This window comes from Agromyces sp. NPDC029043, from assembly GCF_055564615.1.
The window spans coordinates 76769-94442 of sequence record NZ_JBVHVX010000005.1; the positions used below are offsets into that span (position 1 = coordinate 76769).

Below are 17674 nucleotides of genomic sequence, written 5' to 3' on the forward strand. Positions count from 1 at the left end.
CGACGGTCAGTCGGTCGGATAGGTGGTCTCGTTGAGGACCGTGAAGCGGCTGTCGAACGGCAGGTGCACCGGCGCGAGCGTGGGGCCGTCCCAGCAGAACATCCGCCCGATCGAGCGCTCCTCGACGAGGTCGATGAGCACGATTGACTCGACCGGCATCACGCTCTCGCTCCAGTGCAGCAGCACGATGCCGTCGCCCACCTCGTACACGTTCGCAGGGTCGACGTCGGCCAGTCCCTGCTCGGCGCCGCGGACGCAGTGCCACAGGAACGTGCCGCCGTTCAGGTAGACGTGCTCGTACGCCTCCGTCGGGCTGTAGCGGTAGAAGATCCGCTTGCCCACGAGCTCGCTCGTCCGGCGCAGCGGCTCGATCTCGCCCATGCCGGTGCCGGCGACGCGGCCCGTGAGCAGTTCGGTGTGCATGCGCACCGCGCCGGCGCGGTCGACGAAGCTCGAGTCGGCGACGATCACGCGGCCGTCGGTGCGGTCGATGACCATCGAGACGTCGCTCGCATGCGCTCCCTCGCCCTTGATGAAGTCGACGAAGTACAGGCCCGGCCGAGCCTCGACCGCCCGGTACGAGTGGGTGCCGGTCATGCCGGTGCCCTCGCCATCGGTGATGGTCCAGGTGATCGAGCCGGCGTCGAAGCGGTGCGCGATGGTCCAACCGTTGTCGAAGACGATGTCGACGGCGGTGCCGTCGAGGTCGTCGGTCGCGGGAAGGCTGGGCTCGCCGAAGCCGTCGAGCATGGCAGTGACGTCGGGCCATTCGTCGACGGGCACGTAGTCCTGGTCGATGGTGCGCGTGGTCTGGATGGTGTGGGTCATGATGAATCCTTTCGAAGCGGATGACACGGGGCGTGGGGTGGTTAGGCGACGGCCGACGTGACCGTCGCGTAGTCGATGTCCCTCTTGACGGTGGGGAGGAGCGCGCCGAGGGCGAACCCGATCGGGATGAGCCAGAGCAGGAGCTTCGCGGTGGCGCCTTCGCTGAAGAGCATCGCGTCGTAGTTCTGCAGCGCGATGACCAGCACCGCGGTGACGAGCACGAGGGATGCCGCGGGGGCCACCTTCGTCGTCCAGAAGCCCCGCTCGACCTTCTCGCGCAGGAAGAACACGACGATCGCGAGCGAGGCGAGGGCCATCATGACGATGAAGCCGACCGTGCCGAGTGCGACGAACCACGCGTAGACGACCTCGATGGCGTCGGCCCCGGCGAGCAGGAAGCCGGTCACGATCACCGCGACGATGATGCCGTTCGCAACGGCGGCGGCGGCCGGAGCGTGCGAGCGTCGGCCGACGCGCGCGAGCGGCTTCGGCAGCACGCCCGCCCGGGCGAGGGCGAACCCGTACCGCGCGAACATGTTCTGCATGCCGATGAGCATCGCGATGAAGCTCGACACGACGAGCACCTGCATGGTGACGTCGAGCCAGGGGCCGACGTACGTCGCCGCGAGGCCGAAGATGATGCCGGCCAGGTCGTCGGTCGCGGCCTGCTGCACCTGGTCGGGACCGACCGCGTAGCTGACCGCCCACGTGGCGACGGTGTAGAAGACGGCGACGAAGAGCACCACCGCGTAGAGCGCCAGCGGGATGGTGCGGCGGGGATTGCGCGCCTCCTCGCTGAAGACGGTGGTGGCCTCGAACGTGGTGAAGCAGGCGAAGACGAAGAGGACCGCGACGCCGAAGCCGGGGTTCGCCAGCGCCGACGGGCTGAAGCTCTCGAGCGACGGCGGGTTGCCGGCGGCGCCGATGAGGATGCCGACCACGAGGATCGCGACCACCGCGATCTCGGCCACGAGCAGGAGCCCGAGGACCCTGAGGTTGAGGTCGACGCCTCGCATCGCGAGCGCCGTGGTCAGCACGATGAAGGCCAGGGCCCAGACCCAGACAGGAAGGTCGATGCCGAGCCATCCGGCCGCCAACTGCTGCGCGAACACGCCGAACTGCGCCCAGAAGCCCACCTGCAGCGCGATGTACGTGACGATGACGATGCCGGCGGCGCCCGTGGCCGCGTGCCGTCCGAGTCCGCGTGCGATGTAGGCGACGAAGCCGCCCGCGTGCACGATGTGCCGGCTCATCTTCAGGTAGCCGACGGCGAAGAGCGCGATGACGAACGCGACCAGGATGTAGACGAGCGGCACGCCCGGACCCATGATCGAGAACAGCACGGGGCCGGCGCCGACGAAGGCGGCCATGGGAGCCGCGGCGGCGATGACGAAGAAGGCGATACCGACGAAGCCGAGGCTGTTCGGCTTCAGGCTCGTGCCGTGCGAGGCATCGCTCGTCACGGGCTCGGGCCGGGTGGTGGTGGTGCTCATGAGGTCCTCCTTTGGACTTCGAGCGGTGCTCCGGGAAACGAGGGGTGGAGGGGTCCGGCGCGTCAGGCGCTGACGGCCAGCAGGTGCACGCCGGCCTGGGCGTGCTCGGTGAGGATGCGACGTGCCTCGACGAGGCCGCTCTCGATGGCGCCGTCGATGAAGCCGCCCCACCCGTGCGCGTAGTCGGAGCCGGCGAAGCGCAAGCGGCCGGATCCGGCGTGGAAGCCCGGCAGGGCGCGGGTGAGGTACCCAGGTCGGTGCATCGGCCAGGTCTCCCCGGCGAACGGGTCGGCCACCCAGTCGTGCGCGCGCACCGCGGTCACGCGTGCGCCCGGGATCAGCCGGCCGATGACGCGCTCGATCGCTGCGACGTCGGTCGGGTCGATCGCCGAGGCATCGGGGCCGAACCCGATCACGATGATCCCGTCGTCGTCGGGGTACTCGCCCTGGAAGAAGTTCAGCGGCCAGTCCTTCTCGCCGAACGCGACGAACGGCTCGGTGACTCCTTCGAGCCGGAACCAGACCTTGGTGCCGAGCCCCGCCTGCCCCTCGTGCGTTGCATCGCGCATCGGCTGGGGGAGTTCGGGTGTCATCCGGACGCCCGAGAGCGCCGCGAGGGGGAGCGTCGAGATCGCGTGCCGCGCGACGTGGGTCGCGCCGTCCGCGGTCGTCACCCGCACCGCGTCGTCGTCGTGCTCGACCGACTCGACGACGGTGCCGAACCACAGCTCGGCGCCCGTGTCATCCGCGATCGCCTGCGCCAGTCGTCCGGTACCGCCGTCGACCTTGTACGAAGCGCACGCCTCGAAGTTCACGGCCCAGTCGCCGTTGGTCAGCGCGACCCAGCGCAGCGCCTGCGTGTATGCGACCGCGTCGATGGACCCGTTGACGTTGAGCGTCCAGAACGTCTCGAGCAGCGCCCGGTCCCCGGTCGGCAGGTCGAGGGCGGCGATGCGATCGGCGACCGTCTCCTGGTCGACCGCCTCGACGAGCGCCGCCTGCTTCAGCGGATCGAAGGGCTCGGGGAAGACGAGCCTGGCCTCGGCGGTCAGGCGCCGGTTCGGCTCGTCCAGGCGCGCGAGCAGCTCGAGCGGGTCGCCCGACCTCGGCCCGCCGTCCTCCCACCAGTGCGCGACCACGGGTGCGGGGCTCGGGACCGTGCCGATGCCGTAGCGCGCGAGTTCGGCCCAGACGTACGGCTGCGTCCAGTGCACCCAGGTGCCGCCGAGTTCCAACCCGCGGCCGAGTCCGTCGGTGTACCAGGTGCGCCCGCCGATGCGGTCGCGAGCTTCGAGAATCCGCACCGTGAGACCGCGCTGCGTGAGCTCGCGGGCGGCGGTGAGGCCGGCGAAGCCGGCGCCGAGGATGAGGACGTCGACCTCCGTCGGGCGGGTGGTCGAGCGTCCATGCGTGTTCAGAGACATCGTCGTTTCCTTCACGTGGCACAGCTGCTCGAGCGATTGGTTCTGACTAAGCAACTGCTGAGTATGGATGGCGGTAAGCTAAGCACATGCTCAGTTCTGCGTCAACTGCTTCACGGACGTCCGGTGGGCCGCTGCCTACACTGGAGCCCATGACGGACCCCCGGCGGCGGCCTCTGAACCACGGTGACGGCAAGGAGGCGCTGCTCGCGGCGACGGTCCGGGTGGTCGCGGCGAAGGGGCTGCGGGGCATGACGTTCCGGGCGGTCGCCGACGAGGCCGGCGTCAACAACACCCTGATCGCGCACCACTTCGGCACGCGCGACAAGCTCCTCGCCGCCGCCCTCGAATGGTCGATGGAGCGCTCGATCGGCTTGGCGAACCTCGGCGACTATGCCGGCGACCCCGAGTCGTTCCGGTCCGCCCTGGTCGAGAACGTGCTCTCCGAGCCCGCCCTGCAGGTGTTCCAGTTCGAGATGGTCCTCGAGTCGAGCCGGCGGCCCGACCTCCAGCCGGCCGTGCGCACGCTCTACGAGCGCTACGTCCAGGAGCTCGCACACGGCCGGTCCGACCTCGGACTGGCGAGCAGCGCGGGCTTCGACCGCGCGATGTTCGCGGCGCTGGACGGGCTGGTGCTGCAGTACCTCGGCCACGCAATCACGGCCGAGCAGCTCTCCGAGTCCGTCGAGGCCCTCGGCGCGGTCCTCGCCGCCGGACCGCGCGGCTGACCCACCCGCGGCTATCCGTGCAGTAACGGTGCCTTCGCCTCAGATGAAAGGCACCGTTACTGCACGAATCGCAGCGGTTGACCCGACCGGGCTGAGCTCACGACCGAACGCCCGGCCCCCATAGGGAGGCCGGGCGTTCGCAATCTCCGCGTCGCCGCGTCAGACGCGCTCGGCGCGCGTCAGGCCGGCATCCTGCGTCGACAGCGCCTCGGCTTCCGGGTCGACCGGCACCGAACCCGTGGTGAGCGGAAGCTCGCTGCGGTGGGTCTCCTTCGAGACCAGGTAGGCGATCCCGCTGACGACGCACAGCCCGACGAAGAAGACGGCCACGAGGGTGGGATCCGTGCCGCCGCCGGCCGCCAGAAGGCTCGTCGCGATGAGCGGGGCGAGGCCGGCGCCGAACGTAGTCGCCAGCTGGTACGTGACCGCGACACCGGTGTAGCGCACGTCGGCGGCGAACTTCTCGCCGATCCAGGCGCCGAGGGGGCCGTACATGACCGCCTGGATGATCGGGTTGCCGATCACGAACGCGAGCAGCAGCGACCACCAGGTGCCCACGCCGATGAGGAGGAAGAGCGGCCAGATCAGCACGATTCCGACGACGGCGCCCGTGATCATAACGGGCTTGCGGCCGACGCGGTCGGAGAGCACCGCGAACAGCGGGATGGTGAAGATGTGCACGGCGTTCGCGATCGTCACGAGCCACAGCGCCTCGGCGCGCGGATACCCGGCGACGGTGACGGCGTAGGTGAGCACGAAGGTCGCGAGGATCGACTGCATGAACAGGGGTGCGAGCCCCCCGATCGCGCCCGAGAGCACCGCGAGCGGGTTGTGGCGGAACACGGTGAACAGCGGCGCACGCTGCTTCGTCGTCGATGCCTTCCGCTCCTCCAGCGCAGCGGCGAACTCGGGCGTCTCGGTGACCCGCAGGCGCATCACCAGGCCGATCACCACGAGCACCGCGCTCAGCATGAACGGCACGCGCCATCCCCAGGTGAGGAACTGCTCCTCGGGCAGCATCGAGAACGGCACGAGCACGAGCGTGGCGAGCACGGCGCCGGACGGGCCACCGGATGCCACGATGCTCGCCGCGAACCCACGGCTGGTCGGCTTCGCATGCTCCATCGACATGAGCGCCGCGCCGGCCCACTCGCCGCCGACCGCGATGCCCTGGATGAGGCGGAGCGTCACGAGCAGGATCGGGGCGAGGACGCCGATCTGCTGGTAGGTCGGCAGGAGGCCGATGAGGAAGCTCACGGCGCCCATGATCAGCAGCGTGATCACGAGCATGTTCTTGCGGCCGAGGCGGTCGCCGAAGTGCCCGAACACGATGCCGCCGATCGGGCGCGCGAGGTAGCCGACCGCGAGCGTGCCGAACGAGGCGAGCGTGCCGACGAGCGGGTCGGCTCCGGGGAAGAACAGAGCCGGGAAGACCAGCGCCGCGGCGGTGCCGTAGAGCAGGAAGTCGTAGAACTCGACCGTGGTGCCGAGATAGCTCGAGACCATGGCGCGTCGGCGGGCACGGGGTGCCGCCGAGGGTGCAGTCAGTTCGCTCACGGGGAACTCCATCGTTCTGTGGGGCCGAAGCCTGTGCAAATAACGCACCGATCCGTGCGTTAGGTGTGACTTACGGTGAAGGATGTCGCGGCGTTTGTCAAGTGCGGATGTGACGCTCGTCCTGCCGACCCCGGTCGGCGACGATGAGTATGGTGGTGCGCATGGCCGAGACCGGAACGCGTCCGACTGCGGGAGCACAGACGCTCGCGCGCGGCATCGCGGCACTGCGTGCGGTGGCGTCCTCGCCCGACGGGCTCGGCGTGCAGGAGGTGGCCGACGAGCTCGGCGTCCACCGCACGATCGCCTACCGTATGCTGGCCACGCTCGTCGACGCGGGGTTCATCGCCCGCGGGTCCGATGGGCGGTACCGAGGCGCCGCCGGGTTGCTCGGCCTGCGCGCGGCCGCGTACGAGTCGCTCAAGCACGTCGCGCAGCCGTCCCTCGTCGAACTGGCCGACAGTCTCGGCGCCACCGTCTCGCTGCTCGTGCCCGAGCAGGACGAGGCGGTCGCGATCTCGGTCGTCGAACCGCGAGGCACGCGCTACCACATCGCGTTCCATCAGGGCAGCCGGCACCCGCTCGACCGAGGCGCCGCGGGTCTCGCGCTCTCGGCGGCGATGCCGGCGCGGGCCGACGAGCCCGAGCGCGTGTCCGAAGTGCGTACCGCTGGATATGCGATCACCCACGGCGAGGTCGAGCCCGGTGCGTGGGGCCTCGCGGTGCCGCTCCAGGTGCCGTCGGGTGGGCTCGTCGCCTGCGTGAACGTCATCAGCCACCGCGAGGACCTGGTCCGCGCGTCGATCGCCGAGGCGCTCGAGTGCGCTCGACGGATCGAGCGGCGGCTCGCCGCAGCGGAGTAGTGCGCCGCCGCAGAGGCGGCTGAACGTGCGTGCCGTCCGGCCGTCCCGTCCGGCCGGACCATCCGCTCACTGCGCCTGACGCTCGGCCCTGCGGCCAAGCGTGCTGGTTGGACTGCGCCCGGTCGACCTCAAACCGCGATGTTGCGATCTGTGAATCTCTGTCGTATTCTCATTTAACGCACACGGACGTGCGATAGATGAAACGAAGGGTCGATGATGACGCAGACGCAGTCGGTGGACGCCGACGTCCTGATCATCGGGGCGGGGCCGGCGGGCCTCAGCCTCGCGAACCTCCTCGGGCTGCAAGGGGTCTCCGTCGTGGTGCTCGAGGCGCTGCCGAGCCTGATCGACTACCCGCGCGGCGTCGGCATCGACGACGAGTCGCTGCGCTCGCTGCAGACCATGGGCCTCGCCGAGCTCGCCCTGCCGTACACGACGCCGATGCACATCATGCGGCTCGTCAACGGACGTGGGCGCCTCATCACCGAGATCCGGCCGACGACCGACGAGTTCGGCTGGCCGCGACGCAACGCCTTCATCCAGCCCGACGTCGACCGAGTGCTCTTCGACGGGCTCGACCGGTTCGCGCACGTCGACGTGCGGTTCGATCACGAGGTCACTCGAATCCAGGACGACGAGGCGGGGGTCACGGTCACCGGCACGACCGGCCACGGCGAGGAGTTCACGGTGCGCGGCCGCTACATGGTCGGCGCCGACGGCGGTCGCAGCCGCACCCGCAAGCACCTCGGCGTCAGCTTCGAGGGGCAGTCGCCCTCGACGCGCTGGCTCGTCATCGACGTCCGCGACGATCCCATCGGCACGCCGAACATCTACCTCGGCGGCGACCCGAAGCGCCCGTACGTGTCGCTCGGGCTGCCGCGCGCCATCCGCCGCTTCGAGTTCATGGTGTTCGACGACGAGCCCGACGAGCTGGTCGAGGATCCCGCGTTCGTGCTCCGCCTGCTCGCTCCGCACGTGCCCGACCCGGCGTCGATCGACCTCATCCGGGTGCGCGTCTACACGCATCACTCCCGCATCGCGGGCGACTTCCGGAAGGGCCGCGTGCTCCTCGCCGGCGACGCCGCGCACCTCATGCCGGTGTGGCAGGGCCAGGGCTGGAACAGCGGCGAACGCGACGCCACGAACCTCGCCTGGAAGCTCGCGGCGGTCGTCGCCGGCACGAGCGACGAGGCCCTGCTCGACACCTACCGCGACGAGCGCTACGACCACGCCAAGGCGATGATCGACCTGTCCACGGCGTTCGGCCGTGTGGTGAAGCCCACGAACCGCGTCGTCGCCGGGGCGAGGGATGCCGCGGCCCGGGCGCTCAACGTCCTGCCGCGGGTTCGCGACCACTTCGCGCAGATGCGCTACAAGCCGATGCCCCGGTACACGAGCGGCGTCGTGGTCGACGCCTCGACGTTGCGGCCGGGTTCGTCCAACCCCGAGATCACGGCCGACCTGCACGCACGCCGCACCGCGTCTCGCGTGTCGCCGGTCGGCACCCAGTTCATCCAGCCGCGCGTCACGACCGAGCTCGGCGAGCACGCCCTGCTCGACGACGTCATCGGCTACCGATGGGCGGTGCTGCAGTGGGGCGGCAACCCCGAGCGACTCTTCACCCCCGAGCAGCGCGAGACGCTGCGCCGCCTCGGCGCAGTGCTCGTCTCGGTGCGGCCCACCGTGCAATGCGGCATCGACCTGCCGGCCGACCCCGACGCGATCGTCGTGGGCGACGCGACCGGCCGGCTGAAGGCATGGTTCGACGACCGCCCGACGCCCGTGCTCGTGCTGCGGCCCGACCGGTTCATCGCCGCGGCGACGGTCGCGCAGCTCGCCGGGCGGGCCGTCGAGTCGGTCGCCGACGCGGTGCGGCTCCGCGCCGACGCGCCGGCCGTCGAGCGTGAGGCCTCGATCCCCGCGCATGCGGAGATCGCGACGAGGAGCGCCGCCTGATGCCTCACGTGGACTCCAACGCGATCGTCGAGTACGACGCCGCACCGCTGCGCCCCGCGGCCGGCCGGGCGAACCCGGCCGCCATCGCCGAGGCGGCCCGTCGACTCCTCCGCGCCTCGCGCACGGGCAACCCCGTCGCTCCCGTCCGGGTCCTGCTCGGCGACGACCTCGACGCCGCATACGAGGTGCAGGAGCGCGTGATCTCGGCCGTCGCCGGTCCGGGCAACGGCAGGGTCGGCCGCAAGGTCGGGCTCACCTCGCCCGCGGTGCAGCGCCAGCTCGGGGTCGACCAGCCCGACTTCGGCGTGCTGACGGCCGGCATGGACGTCAGCGGCATCGCCGCGGCCATCCCGTCGAGCCGCCTGCTCCAGCCGAAGGTCGAGGCCGAGGTCGCCTACATCCTGGGTGCCGACGTCACCGATCCGGCTCCCGAAGCCGTCCGCGCCGTCGTCGCCTGGGTGACCCCGGCGCTCGAGATCGTCGACAGCCGCATCCGCGACTGGGACATCTCGATCGTCGACACTGTCGCCGACAACGCCTCGAGCGGGCTCTTCGTGCTCGGTGCCGAGCGCCGCCGGCTCGACGAGGTCGACGCGGCCGCCGTCGGCATGCGCCTGGAGCGCGACGGCGAGCTCGCGTCGGAGGGGTCCGGCGCGGCCTGCATGGGCGACCCGCTCAACGCGCTCGCCTGGGTCGCCGAGACGGCGCTCCGGCTCGGTCGTCCGCTCCGCGCGGGGGAGATCGTGCTCTCCGGTGCGCTCGGCCCGATGGTCCCGTTCGGGCCGGGAACGAGCGTCACGGCACACATCACCGGTCTCGGAACCGTCTCCGCGACCGCCACGAAGGAGTGACATGGGAATCAAGGCAGCGATCATCGGCTCGGGCAATATCGGCACCGACCTGATGTTCAAGATCATCCGCCTCAGCGACGTGCTCGACATGTCGGTGATGGTCGGCATCGACCCCGAGTCCGATGGACTCGCCCGGGCGCGCCGCATCGGCGTCGCGACCACCCACGAGGGCGTCGAGGGCCTCATCGCGATGCCCGAGTTCGCCGACGTCGAGGTCGTCTTCGACGCGACGTCGGCCGGCGCCCACCGGCACAACGCCGAGGCGCTCGCCCCGCACGGCACGCTGCTCATCGACCTCACGCCCGCCGCGATCGGCCCATTCGTGGTGCCGGCCGTGAACCTCGACGCCAACCTCGACGCGACGAACGTGAACATGGTCACGTGCGGCGGCCAGGCCACCATCCCCGTGGTCGCCGCCATCGGCGCGGTCACGCCCGTCCACTACGCCGAGATCGTGGCCTCCATCGCCTCGAAGTCGGCGGGGCCGGGCACCCGGGCGAACATCGACGAGTTCACCGAGACGACCGCCGCCGGCATCGAGCAGGTCGGCGGCGCCGCCCGCGGCAAGGCGATCATCGTGCTCAATCCGGCCGACCCGCCCATGATCATGCGCGACACGGTGCAGGCGATCGTCGACCGGCTCGACGAGTCCCAGCGCGCCGCGGTCGAGGCATCCGTCGCCGACCAGGTCGCCCGGGTCGCCGAGTACGTGCCCGGCTACCGGCTCAAGCAGCGCGTGCAGTTCGCCGACGAGGGCGCGGAGCTCGACGGTCTCGTGCCCGAGGAGCGCCGCCGCGACGCGTACACGCGGGTCAGCGTCTTCCTCGAGGTCGAGGGCGCCGCGATGTACCTGCCCGCGTACGCGGGGAACCTCGACATCATGACCTCCGCGGCGATGCGCGCAGCGGAGTCCCTGGCGCTCGCGCGCGCGAACACGAAGGAGGTCGCGGCATGACCGCCACCCGTGTCTACCTGCAGGACGTCACCCTGCGCGACGGCATGCACGCCATCCGGCACCGGATCACCCCGGCGAACGTCGCCGCGATCGCCGGCGCCCTCGACGCAGCAGGGGTCGACGCCATCGAGGTCTCGCACGGCGACGGGCTCGCCGGGTCGAGCCTCACGTACGGCCCGGGCAGCAACACCGACTGGGAGTGGATCGAGGCCGCGGCGTCCGCCGTCACGAACGCCCGGCTGACGACGCTCATCCTCCCGGGCATCGGCACCCTGCACGACCTGCGGCGGGCCTTCGAGCTCGGCGTGCGGTCGGTGCGCGTCGCCACGCACTGCACCGAGGCCGATGTCTCGGCACAGCACATCACCGCGGCACGCGAATGGGGCATGGATGTCTCGGGGTTCCTCATGATGTCGCACCTGTCGGATGCCGCATCCCTCGCGACGCAGGCCAAGCTCATGGAGTCGTACGGCGCGAACTGCGTCTACGTGACCGACTCGGGCGGCCGGCTCACCATGGACGGCGTACGCGAACGCGTGCGCGCCTACCGCGACGTCCTCGACGAGGACACCCAGGTCGGCATCCACGCCCACCAGAACCTCTCGCTCGCGGTCGCCAACTCGGTCGTCGCCGTCGAGGAGGGCGCGAACCGCGTCGACGCCTCGCTCGCGGGCCACGGCGCCGGCGCGGGCAACACGCCGATCGAGCCGTTCGTCGCGGTGGCCCGGCTGCAGGGCTGGGACGTCGCCGCCGACCTTTTCGCGCTGCAGGACGCCGCAGACGATCTCGTGCGCCCGCTGCAGGACCGCCCGGTGCAGGTCGACCGCGAGACCCTCACGCTCGGCTACGCCGGCGTGTACTCCAGCTTCCTGCGCCACGCCGAGCGCGCCTCGGCGACCTACGGCGTCGACGCCCGCGACATCCTCGTGCGCGTCGGCGAGCGGCGCCTCATCGGCGGCCAGGAGGACATGATCACGGATGTCGCCCTCGACCTCGTCGGGGAGCGCGGAACGGAGGTGCCCGCATGACCACGCTCACCATCCCCGAGTACGTCACCGACGCGTTCTTCGGCCTCGAGGACCGATGGCTCGAGACGGCCCCGGGCGAGCTGACGCACTACCACGAGCTCGGCGAAGGCACCCCGATCCTCTTCCTCCACGGATCCGGGACCGGCGTCACCGCCGCGGCCAACTGGTGGCTGAACCTGCCGCAACTCTCCGAGCTCGGCCGCTGCATCGCGATCGACTCGATCGGCTACGGCCAGACCGTCGTCGCCGAGGGCACGGAGTACGGCATCCGGGAATGGGCGCGCCACGCGGTGCGGGTGCTCGACGCCCTCGGCATCGAGAAGACCTGGATCGTCGGCAACTCGCTCGGCGGATGGCTCGCCCTCCAGTTCGCGATCGACCACCCCGAGCGGGTGCTCGGCGTCGTGTCGATGGGGACGGGCGGCGCCAAGCTCACCGCCGCGCTGCAGGGACACTCGAACCCGGTGCTCACCGAGGAGGGAGTGCGCCGCACGCTCGAGACGTTCGTCGTCGACACGTCCCTCATCACCGACGAGCTCGTGTCGGTGCGCTTCGCGGCGGCCCTCAACGACACCGCCTCCGACCGCCTCGCCGAGGTGGTCGCCGCCCGCGACCGCGACCGGAACGCGTTCCCGCTCGACTTCGACGCACTGTCGCGGCTCGAGATCCCCGTGCTGCTCATCCACGGCGTCCAGGACGTCGTGATCCCCGTGTCGCGCACGTGGGAACTGCTGAACACGATCCCGCACGCCGACGCCCACATCTTCAGCCGATGCGGGCACTGGTCGCAGGTGGAGCGCGCCGAGGAGTTCAACGAGATCGTCGGAGAGTACCTCACGGCCCGCGGCATCCGCACCGCAGACAACTGAACACCACCACCCCACCAATCAAGGAGCAACCATCATGACGACGCTGTCAGACCGGTACGACCCCGGGCCCGAGATCGCCCACGCCGGCACCATCAACCTCGGCACGAGGAACCTCGAGAGCTCGCTCTGGTTCTTCCGCGACATCCTCGGTATGGAGGAGGTCGAACGCGACGGCGACACCGCTTACCTCCGCGCCTACCAGGAGCTCGGGCACCACTCGCTCGTGCTCACGCAGCAGGACGAGGCGATCGTGAACTCGTTCAGCTTCCGCACCAAGCGCCCCGAGGACGTCGAGCTCTTCTACGAGGAGCTCCAGCGGAACGAGGTCGAGGCCGTCGAGGTGCCCGCCGGCACCGAGCGCGGACGTGGCACCGCCGTGCGCTTCCTGCTGCCCGGCGGCGAGCACCCCTTCGAGCTGTACTACGACATGGAGAAGACGCAGGCGCCCGAGCACCTCCGCTCGCGCCTGCCATCCAACAGCTCGCGCCGACGCGGGCTCGGCGTGCGCCGGCTCGACCACTTCAACGTGCAGACCGCCCCGGGCTCGATCAACCAGGCCGAGCGCTGGGTGCAGGACCACCTCGGCTTCAAGCGCCGCGAGTTCGCCTACCTGCCGCAGTCGCCGACGACGATCATGGCGTCGTGGATGTCGGTGACGCCCCAGGTGCACGACCTCGCGATCGTCGCCAACCAGGACGAGATGACCGGCCGACTGCACCACCTCGCCTACAACCTCGAGAACATGTCCGACGCGCTCACCGCGGCCGACGTGCTGCGCGACCTCGACGTCGCCTACGGCGTCGGACCGGGCAAGCACGGCATCGGGCAGGCCATGTACCTCTACGTGCACGACCCCGGTTCGGACCACCGCGTCGAGCTGTACGCGGGCGGCTACCTCATCTTCGACCCCGACTGGGAGGCGATCGAGTGGAAGCCCGTCGACTTCCCCGAGGGGATGACGTGGTACGGCGACCCCATCGACGTCACGCCGGGCAGCCGCGGCCGTGACACCACCGGCACCGCCGGACTGCGGCTGCCGCAGGCGGTCGCCGCATAGCACCGTCCGCGGGACGGGCGACCGCGCCGCCTCGCGAATCCCGGGTTCCTGCGACCTCACCCGCAGGAACCCGGGATTCGCGTATGGGGTAGTGGGGTGCTCGACGGCTGCGCGTGGCGCTCAAGCGGCCCGACGCGCGAGCCCCGGTCAGCTCAGCAGGCGGGCGACCGCGGTCGTCACCACCTCGCGGACCCGCTCGTCCGGCTCGTCGTCGAGCAGGACCGGCAGGACGGACGAGAGCACCTGGACGAGGGCGAGGACCTCACTGGGGGAGAACCGGGTCGACACCGAGCCGTCGGCCTGGGCGTCGGCGATCGCCGAGACCTTCGCGCCATCCGTCGCGAGGAGCTCGGCCGAGCGCATGCCGGCGCCGCCGCGCTCGAGGCGATCCCAGAGCGCGAGGCGCACGAGTTCGGGGCGCTCGAGGGACGAGTCGACGAGCTCGCCCGCGTACTGGTCGAGGTGCTTCGCGTCGATGGGATTCTCGGCGACCAGCCTTCCGATGAGCGCGGCGAAGACCGCATCGAACAGCTGCTCCTTGTTGCCGAAGTACGAGTAGAGCAGCGCCTTGTTGCACCCGGCACTGTCGGCGATGCGATCGACGCGCGCCCCCGCGATGCCGCGCGCCGAGAACTCGGCGGTCGCGGCCTCGAGGATGCGGGCGCGAGTGAGGTCAGCATTGCGTGCCATCCGTCCAGTATATAACCGGTTAGTTGCAAACGCGGATGATTCGTGGTTCACTCGAGAGCGTCAAGTAACCAACCGGTTAGGAAGAATGAGATGGAACGTCACGTCGCCCTGGTGACCGGTGCCTCGTCGGGCATCGGTGAGCAGACCGCCCTCGAACTGCTGCGTCGCGGCTTCGTCGTGTACGGCGCCGCCCGCCGCGTCGACCGGATGTCGGCCCTCACCGAAGCCGGCGGGCACGCCCTCGCGATGGATGTGACGGATGACGCGTCGGTCCGCGCCGGCGTCGACCGCATCATCACCGGGCAGGGACGCATCGACGTGCTCGTCAACAACGCGGGCTACGGGTCGTACGGCGCGCTCGAGGACGTGCCGATCGCCGAGGCGCGCCGCCAGTTCGAGGTCAACGTGTTCGGCCTCGCCCGCATCACGCAGCTCGTGCTGCCCGGCATGCGCGAACGCCGCTCGGGCACGATCGTGAACATCTCGTCGATCGGCGGCCGTATCTACGAGCCGCTCGGCAGCTGGTACCACGCCACGAAGTTCGCGGTCGAGGGCCTGAGCGACTCGCTGCGCGTCGAGCTCGAGCCGCACGGCATCCGCGTCGTGGTCATCCAGCCCGGTGCCATCCGCACCGAGTGGAACGGCATCTCGCGGCGCAGTGCCGTCGAGCGCTCGGGCGCGACGGCGTACGCGGCCCAGGCGCGTGCGCTGGTGCGCACCCTCAAAGCGGCCGACGAGACCTCGGCAGCGAGCGATCCGCAGGTGGTCGCCGCCACGATCGCCAAGGCCGTGACGGCGCGGCGGCCGCGCACGCGCTACGCGACGCCGGTCAGCGCCAAGTTCATCGTCGGCCTGCGCCGGGTGCTGCCCGACCGGCTCTTCGACGTCGTCGTCCGCAGGGTCTTCGCCCCGACGAAGGCCGACTGGGCGGCCGTCGAGACGGAGCCCACGGAAGGACGCTCCGCGAACGACGAGCGCCTCGCGGCGTAGTCGGCATCTCGAATCCCGAGTTGGTGCGGCTCGACCCGCAGAAACCCGGGACTCGACGATGAAGGCGGGAACCGGGCGGCCGCCTCAGCGGCGCGTCACGGCCGCGAGACCGACTCCTGCAGCTCCGTCGCGATCGTGCCGGCCCACGCCTCGATGGCGTCCCACTCGCGGAAGTCGCCCTCGACCATGAGGTCGCGGATCCCCGGCAGCCACGTGACGATCCGGTCGGCGCCGCGGAGCTTGTCGTGGTCGTACGCGCCCCGGAACACCTGCATGCCGCGCGGGTGCACGAGCTCGCTGTACTTCGCGAACTGCTTGGGCTCCGCGCCCTTCAGCACGTCGTTGCCGTCCTTGTCGGTCGTGTCGGTGCCGAGCGGGCCGCTGGCGAAGAGCCAGGTCGGCCGCGCGGCCAGCAGCTCGGCGTTCCGCTCGACGAACTTCCTGGCGGCCTTGCGCCAGTTGAACTCGTAGGTGGCCGAGCCGACCACGTAGGCGTCGTAGCCGGATGCATCGTGCACGGTCTTGCATTTCGCGACGACCACCTCGAGCCCCTGCAGCGTCAGCGTCTCGCCGATGCGTCGCGCGATGCCCTCCGTCGCGCCGTACTTGCTCGCGTAGGCGACCAGCACCTTCATCGCCGTTCCTCCTTCGTCGCCGCATCCTTCCCGGAACTCGCACGCTACGCCGATGCGGCCGGCGCACCGGTGACCAAGGTCACTCGGCCGCGTCCGGACGACGACGGCCCGGCCCCCTGAGGGACCGGGACCGAGCCGTCGCGTGCCGGCGGGACGTCAGCTCGTCTGCGCTGCGTCGCTGCGCCGGTACTGATAGGGGTTGCTGAGGATCTCCTTCTCGGGGATCTCGGGGTTCATGCCCGCCTTCCAGGTCTCGTCGCCGAGCTCGCCGCGGAGGTACTCGACGGTGTCCTCGAGCTTGCGCCGCACCGATGGCAGGTCGCCGGCCACGAGCTTGCCCTGCCACTTCACCGGCTCGCCGCCCACCAGAACCGTGTGCACGTCACCGCGCCCGGCCTGGTAGACGACGTGCCCGTACGGGTTCACGATCGGCGTCATGGTGGGGGAGTCGTCGTTCTTGATGAGCACGACGTCGGCGAGCTTGCCGGGCTCGAGGCTGCCGACCTGATCGTACTTGCCGAGCGCCTTCGCGCCGCCGCGGGTGGCCCAGTCGACGACCTCCTCGACGCGGATGGTCGCGTGCGTCACGGTCTCGCCGGACTGGTGGGCGATGTAGTGCTCGAGCGACCGGTCGGCGCCGATCGTCGTGCGCATGGCGGAGAACATGTCGGCGCTGAACCACACGCTCGTGTCGATCGAGAGCGAGGTGGGGATGCCGTGCTTGCGCAGTGCGTGCGCCGGCGGATAGCCCTGGCCGCACGTCTGCTCGCTCTCGGTCGACAGCGACACGGTGCCGCCCGTCGCGGCGATCATCTGGTACGACTCGTCGCTCAGGGTCGCGGCGTGCACGTAGATGTTGCCGGGTTCCATGACCCCGTTCTCGTACATGAGCCGGATGCCGTTGTCGTTCGTCGCACCCCAGACGCCGGCGTGCGTGGTGACCTTGAGGCCGAGCTCCTTCGCGAACTCGAACGCGGGCTTCTCGGGGAAGTGCTCGTCGCCGGGCACGTCGAACGCGATCCACGTGCCGAACAGGCGCGAGTCGTCGCGCGCCTTCTCGACGAGGCGGCGCACCTCGGGGTCCTGCGTCCACTCCCAGGGCGCCTGCGCGAGGTTGCCGTACGCGAGCACGAACCGCCCGGGCGAGGTGGCGAGCGCCTCGAGAGCGGCCGCGCCGTGCTCGGGCGTGCGGAGCCCGTGCGACCAGTCGACCCCTGTGGTGACGCCGGACTCGACGGCGTCGAGCGCCGAGATCAGGTTGCCCGCCTCCACATCTTGGGGCCGGAACTTCATGCCGTGCTCGAGGTAGTACCAGACGAAGTACTGCGTGAGGGTCCAGTCGGCGCCGTACGCGCGCATGGCCGACTGCCACATGTGCCGATGGGTGTCGATCATGCCGGGCATCAGGATGCCGCCCTTGGCGTCGATCTCGAACGCGCCGTCGGGCGCGGCGAGGTCGACGCCGACCTCGGCGATCTTCCCGTCGACGACGAGTACGTCGCCCTCGGGCAGCACGGTGTGGGCGTCATCCATCTGCAGGACGATCCCGTTGCGGAACACGATGGGTTGGCCGGACCGCGGGCGCTGGGTGTCGCTCATTCTGACGCTCATCCTCCTTGACTCGACGTCGTGCGCATCGGGGCGCTGCCGACCACGGCGACGGATGGCGCGGCCGTGCCGCTTGACTTCCACCGAATCGGTCGACTTGACTCAGGTTAAGCACCGCTGCACAACGATGTCCAGTAGCACTTGCAGG

General features: G+C 70.4%; 16 protein-coding genes. 9 read left to right on the forward strand and 7 right to left on the reverse strand.

The annotated features are described in order from the left end of the window. Positions 1-6 precede the first annotated feature (6 nt). The 3 genes from ACZ4TW_RS08510 to ACZ4TW_RS08520 all read right to left on the reverse strand — a co-directional run bounded on the left by ACZ4TW_RS08510 (position 7) and on the right by ACZ4TW_RS08520 (position 3745). Positions 7-828, reverse strand: a complete 822-nt coding sequence (locus tag ACZ4TW_RS08510) for a MoaF C-terminal domain-containing protein (RefSeq protein WP_465542011.1) — start codon at positions 826-828, stop codon at positions 7-9. 41 nt (positions 829-869) lie between these two features. After that, on the reverse strand, positions 870-2321 hold the full coding sequence (locus ACZ4TW_RS08515; RefSeq protein ID WP_465542013.1) for an APC family permease: 1452 nt from the start codon (positions 2319-2321) through the stop codon (positions 870-872). A gap of 62 nt (positions 2322-2383) precedes the next feature. Beyond that, entirely contained in the window at positions 2384-3745 is a 1362-nt protein-coding gene (locus tag ACZ4TW_RS08520; RefSeq protein ID WP_465542015.1) for a flavin monoamine oxidase family protein, read from the reverse strand. Between the two features lie 149 nt (positions 3746-3894). Between ACZ4TW_RS08520 and ACZ4TW_RS08525 the strand changes: the two genes are divergently transcribed. After that, the gene (locus tag ACZ4TW_RS08525; protein WP_465542018.1) at positions 3895-4470 is read left to right on the forward strand and encodes a TetR/AcrR family transcriptional regulator; all 576 of its coding nucleotides are present in this window, start codon (positions 3895-3897) and stop codon (positions 4468-4470) included. 159 nt (positions 4471-4629) lie between these two features. Here ACZ4TW_RS08525 and ACZ4TW_RS08530 read toward each other — a convergent pair whose 3' ends face one another. After that, positions 4630-6027 carry an MFS transporter gene (locus ACZ4TW_RS08530; RefSeq protein WP_465542020.1) on the reverse strand — a complete coding sequence of 466 codons (1398 nt, stop codon included), beginning with the start codon at positions 6025-6027 and terminating at the stop codon, positions 4630-4632. 161 nt (positions 6028-6188) lie between these two features. Here ACZ4TW_RS08530 and ACZ4TW_RS08535 point away from each other — a divergent pair, with 161 nt between their 5' ends. From ACZ4TW_RS08535 to ACZ4TW_RS08565, 7 genes are all read left to right on the forward strand, one after another. After that, entirely contained in the window at positions 6189-6887 is a 699-nt protein-coding gene (locus tag ACZ4TW_RS08535; RefSeq protein ID WP_465542021.1) for an IclR family transcriptional regulator, read from the forward strand. A gap of 216 nt (positions 6888-7103) precedes the next feature. Further along, on the forward strand, positions 7104-8843 hold the full coding sequence (locus ACZ4TW_RS08540; protein WP_465542023.1) for a bifunctional 3-(3-hydroxy-phenyl)propionate/3-hydroxycinnamic acid hydroxylase: 1740 nt from the start codon (positions 7104-7106) through the stop codon (positions 8841-8843). Further along, the gene (locus ACZ4TW_RS08545; protein WP_465542024.1) at positions 8843-9694 is read left to right on the forward strand and encodes a 2-keto-4-pentenoate hydratase; all 852 of its coding nucleotides are present in this window, start codon (positions 8843-8845) and stop codon (positions 9692-9694) included. The genes ACZ4TW_RS08540 and ACZ4TW_RS08545 overlap by 1 nt, the downstream gene beginning before the upstream one ends. Position 9695: 1 nt before the next feature. After that, complete coding sequence (locus tag ACZ4TW_RS08550; RefSeq protein ID WP_465542026.1) at positions 9696-10649, forward strand: acetaldehyde dehydrogenase (acetylating); 954 nt, start codon at positions 9696-9698, stop codon at positions 10647-10649. After that, positions 10646-11677: a 4-hydroxy-2-oxovalerate aldolase gene (gene dmpG / locus ACZ4TW_RS08555; protein WP_465542028.1), complete on the forward strand. Its 1032-nt coding sequence runs from the start codon at positions 10646-10648 to the stop codon at positions 11675-11677. The genes ACZ4TW_RS08550 and dmpG overlap by 4 nt, the downstream gene beginning before the upstream one ends. Further along, complete coding sequence (locus ACZ4TW_RS08560) at positions 11674-12546, forward strand: alpha/beta fold hydrolase (protein ID WP_465542030.1); 873 nt, start codon at positions 11674-11676, stop codon at positions 12544-12546. Before dmpG ends, ACZ4TW_RS08560 begins: the two co-directional genes overlap by 4 nt. 34 nt (positions 12547-12580) lie before the next feature. Continuing rightward, positions 12581-13603, forward strand: a complete 1023-nt coding sequence (locus tag ACZ4TW_RS08565) for a VOC family protein (RefSeq protein ID WP_465542032.1) — start codon at positions 12581-12583, stop codon at positions 13601-13603. A 147-nt stretch (positions 13604-13750) separates the two neighbouring features. Here the strand turns inward: ACZ4TW_RS08565 and ACZ4TW_RS08570 are convergent, their stop codons facing one another. Beyond that, entirely contained in the window at positions 13751-14293 is a 543-nt protein-coding gene (locus tag ACZ4TW_RS08570) for a TetR/AcrR family transcriptional regulator (protein WP_465542034.1), read from the reverse strand. Positions 14294-14383: 90 nt separating this feature from the next. On the opposite strand from ACZ4TW_RS08570, the gene ACZ4TW_RS08575 reads away from it, so the two are divergent. Continuing rightward, the gene (locus ACZ4TW_RS08575) at positions 14384-15283 is read left to right on the forward strand and encodes an oxidoreductase (protein ID WP_465542036.1); all 900 of its coding nucleotides are present in this window, start codon (positions 14384-14386) and stop codon (positions 15281-15283) included. A gap of 95 nt (positions 15284-15378) precedes the next feature. Here ACZ4TW_RS08575 and ACZ4TW_RS08580 read toward each other — a convergent pair whose 3' ends face one another. Together ACZ4TW_RS08580 and ACZ4TW_RS08585 are read right to left on the reverse strand one after the other, a co-directional pair. Further along, positions 15379-15918, reverse strand: a complete 540-nt coding sequence (locus ACZ4TW_RS08580) for a flavodoxin domain-containing protein (RefSeq protein WP_465542038.1) — start codon at positions 15916-15918, stop codon at positions 15379-15381. A gap of 156 nt (positions 15919-16074) precedes the next feature. Continuing rightward, positions 16075-17517, reverse strand: a complete 1443-nt coding sequence (locus ACZ4TW_RS08585) for an amidohydrolase family protein (protein ID WP_465542040.1) — start codon at positions 17515-17517, stop codon at positions 16075-16077. Positions 17518-17674 lie beyond the last annotated feature (157 nt).

What these genes read in the sequence shown, in the direction of transcription:
- ACZ4TW_RS08510 (WP_465542011.1), bottom strand. Translation starts at nt 828, where the DNA reads ATGACCCACACCATCCAGACCACGCGCACCATCGACCAGGACTACGTG.
- ACZ4TW_RS08515 (WP_465542013.1), bottom strand. Translation starts at nt 2,321, where the DNA reads ATGAGCACCACCACCACCCGGCCCGAGCCCGTGACGAGCGATGCCTCG.
- ACZ4TW_RS08520 (WP_465542015.1), bottom strand. Translation starts at nt 3,745, where the DNA reads ATGTCTCTGAACACGCATGGACGCTCGACCACCCGCCCGACGGAGGTC.
- ACZ4TW_RS08525 (WP_465542018.1), top strand. Translation starts at nt 3,895, where the DNA reads ATGACGGACCCCCGGCGGCGGCCTCTGAACCACGGTGACGGCAAGGAG.
- ACZ4TW_RS08535 (WP_465542021.1), top strand. Translation starts at nt 6,189, where the DNA reads ATGGCCGAGACCGGAACGCGTCCGACTGCGGGAGCACAGACGCTCGCG.
- ACZ4TW_RS08540 (WP_465542023.1), top strand. Translation starts at nt 7,104, where the DNA reads ATGACGCAGACGCAGTCGGTGGACGCCGACGTCCTGATCATCGGGGCG.
- ACZ4TW_RS08545 (WP_465542024.1), top strand. Translation starts at nt 8,843, where the DNA reads ATGCCTCACGTGGACTCCAACGCGATCGTCGAGTACGACGCCGCACCG.
- ACZ4TW_RS08550 (WP_465542026.1), top strand. Translation starts at nt 9,696, where the DNA reads ATGGGAATCAAGGCAGCGATCATCGGCTCGGGCAATATCGGCACCGAC.
- dmpG (WP_465542028.1), top strand. Translation starts at nt 10,646, where the DNA reads ATGACCGCCACCCGTGTCTACCTGCAGGACGTCACCCTGCGCGACGGC.
- ACZ4TW_RS08560 (WP_465542030.1), top strand. Translation starts at nt 11,674, where the DNA reads ATGACCACGCTCACCATCCCCGAGTACGTCACCGACGCGTTCTTCGGC.
- ACZ4TW_RS08565 (WP_465542032.1), top strand. Translation starts at nt 12,581, where the DNA reads ATGACGACGCTGTCAGACCGGTACGACCCCGGGCCCGAGATCGCCCAC.
- ACZ4TW_RS08570 (WP_465542034.1), bottom strand. Translation starts at nt 14,293, where the DNA reads ATGGCACGCAATGCTGACCTCACTCGCGCCCGCATCCTCGAGGCCGCG.
- ACZ4TW_RS08575 (WP_465542036.1), top strand. Translation starts at nt 14,384, where the DNA reads ATGGAACGTCACGTCGCCCTGGTGACCGGTGCCTCGTCGGGCATCGGT.
- ACZ4TW_RS08580 (WP_465542038.1), bottom strand. Translation starts at nt 15,918, where the DNA reads ATGAAGGTGCTGGTCGCCTACGCGAGCAAGTACGGCGCGACGGAGGGC.
- ACZ4TW_RS08585 (WP_465542040.1), bottom strand. Translation starts at nt 17,517, where the DNA reads ATGAGCGACACCCAGCGCCCGCGGTCCGGCCAACCCATCGTGTTCCGC.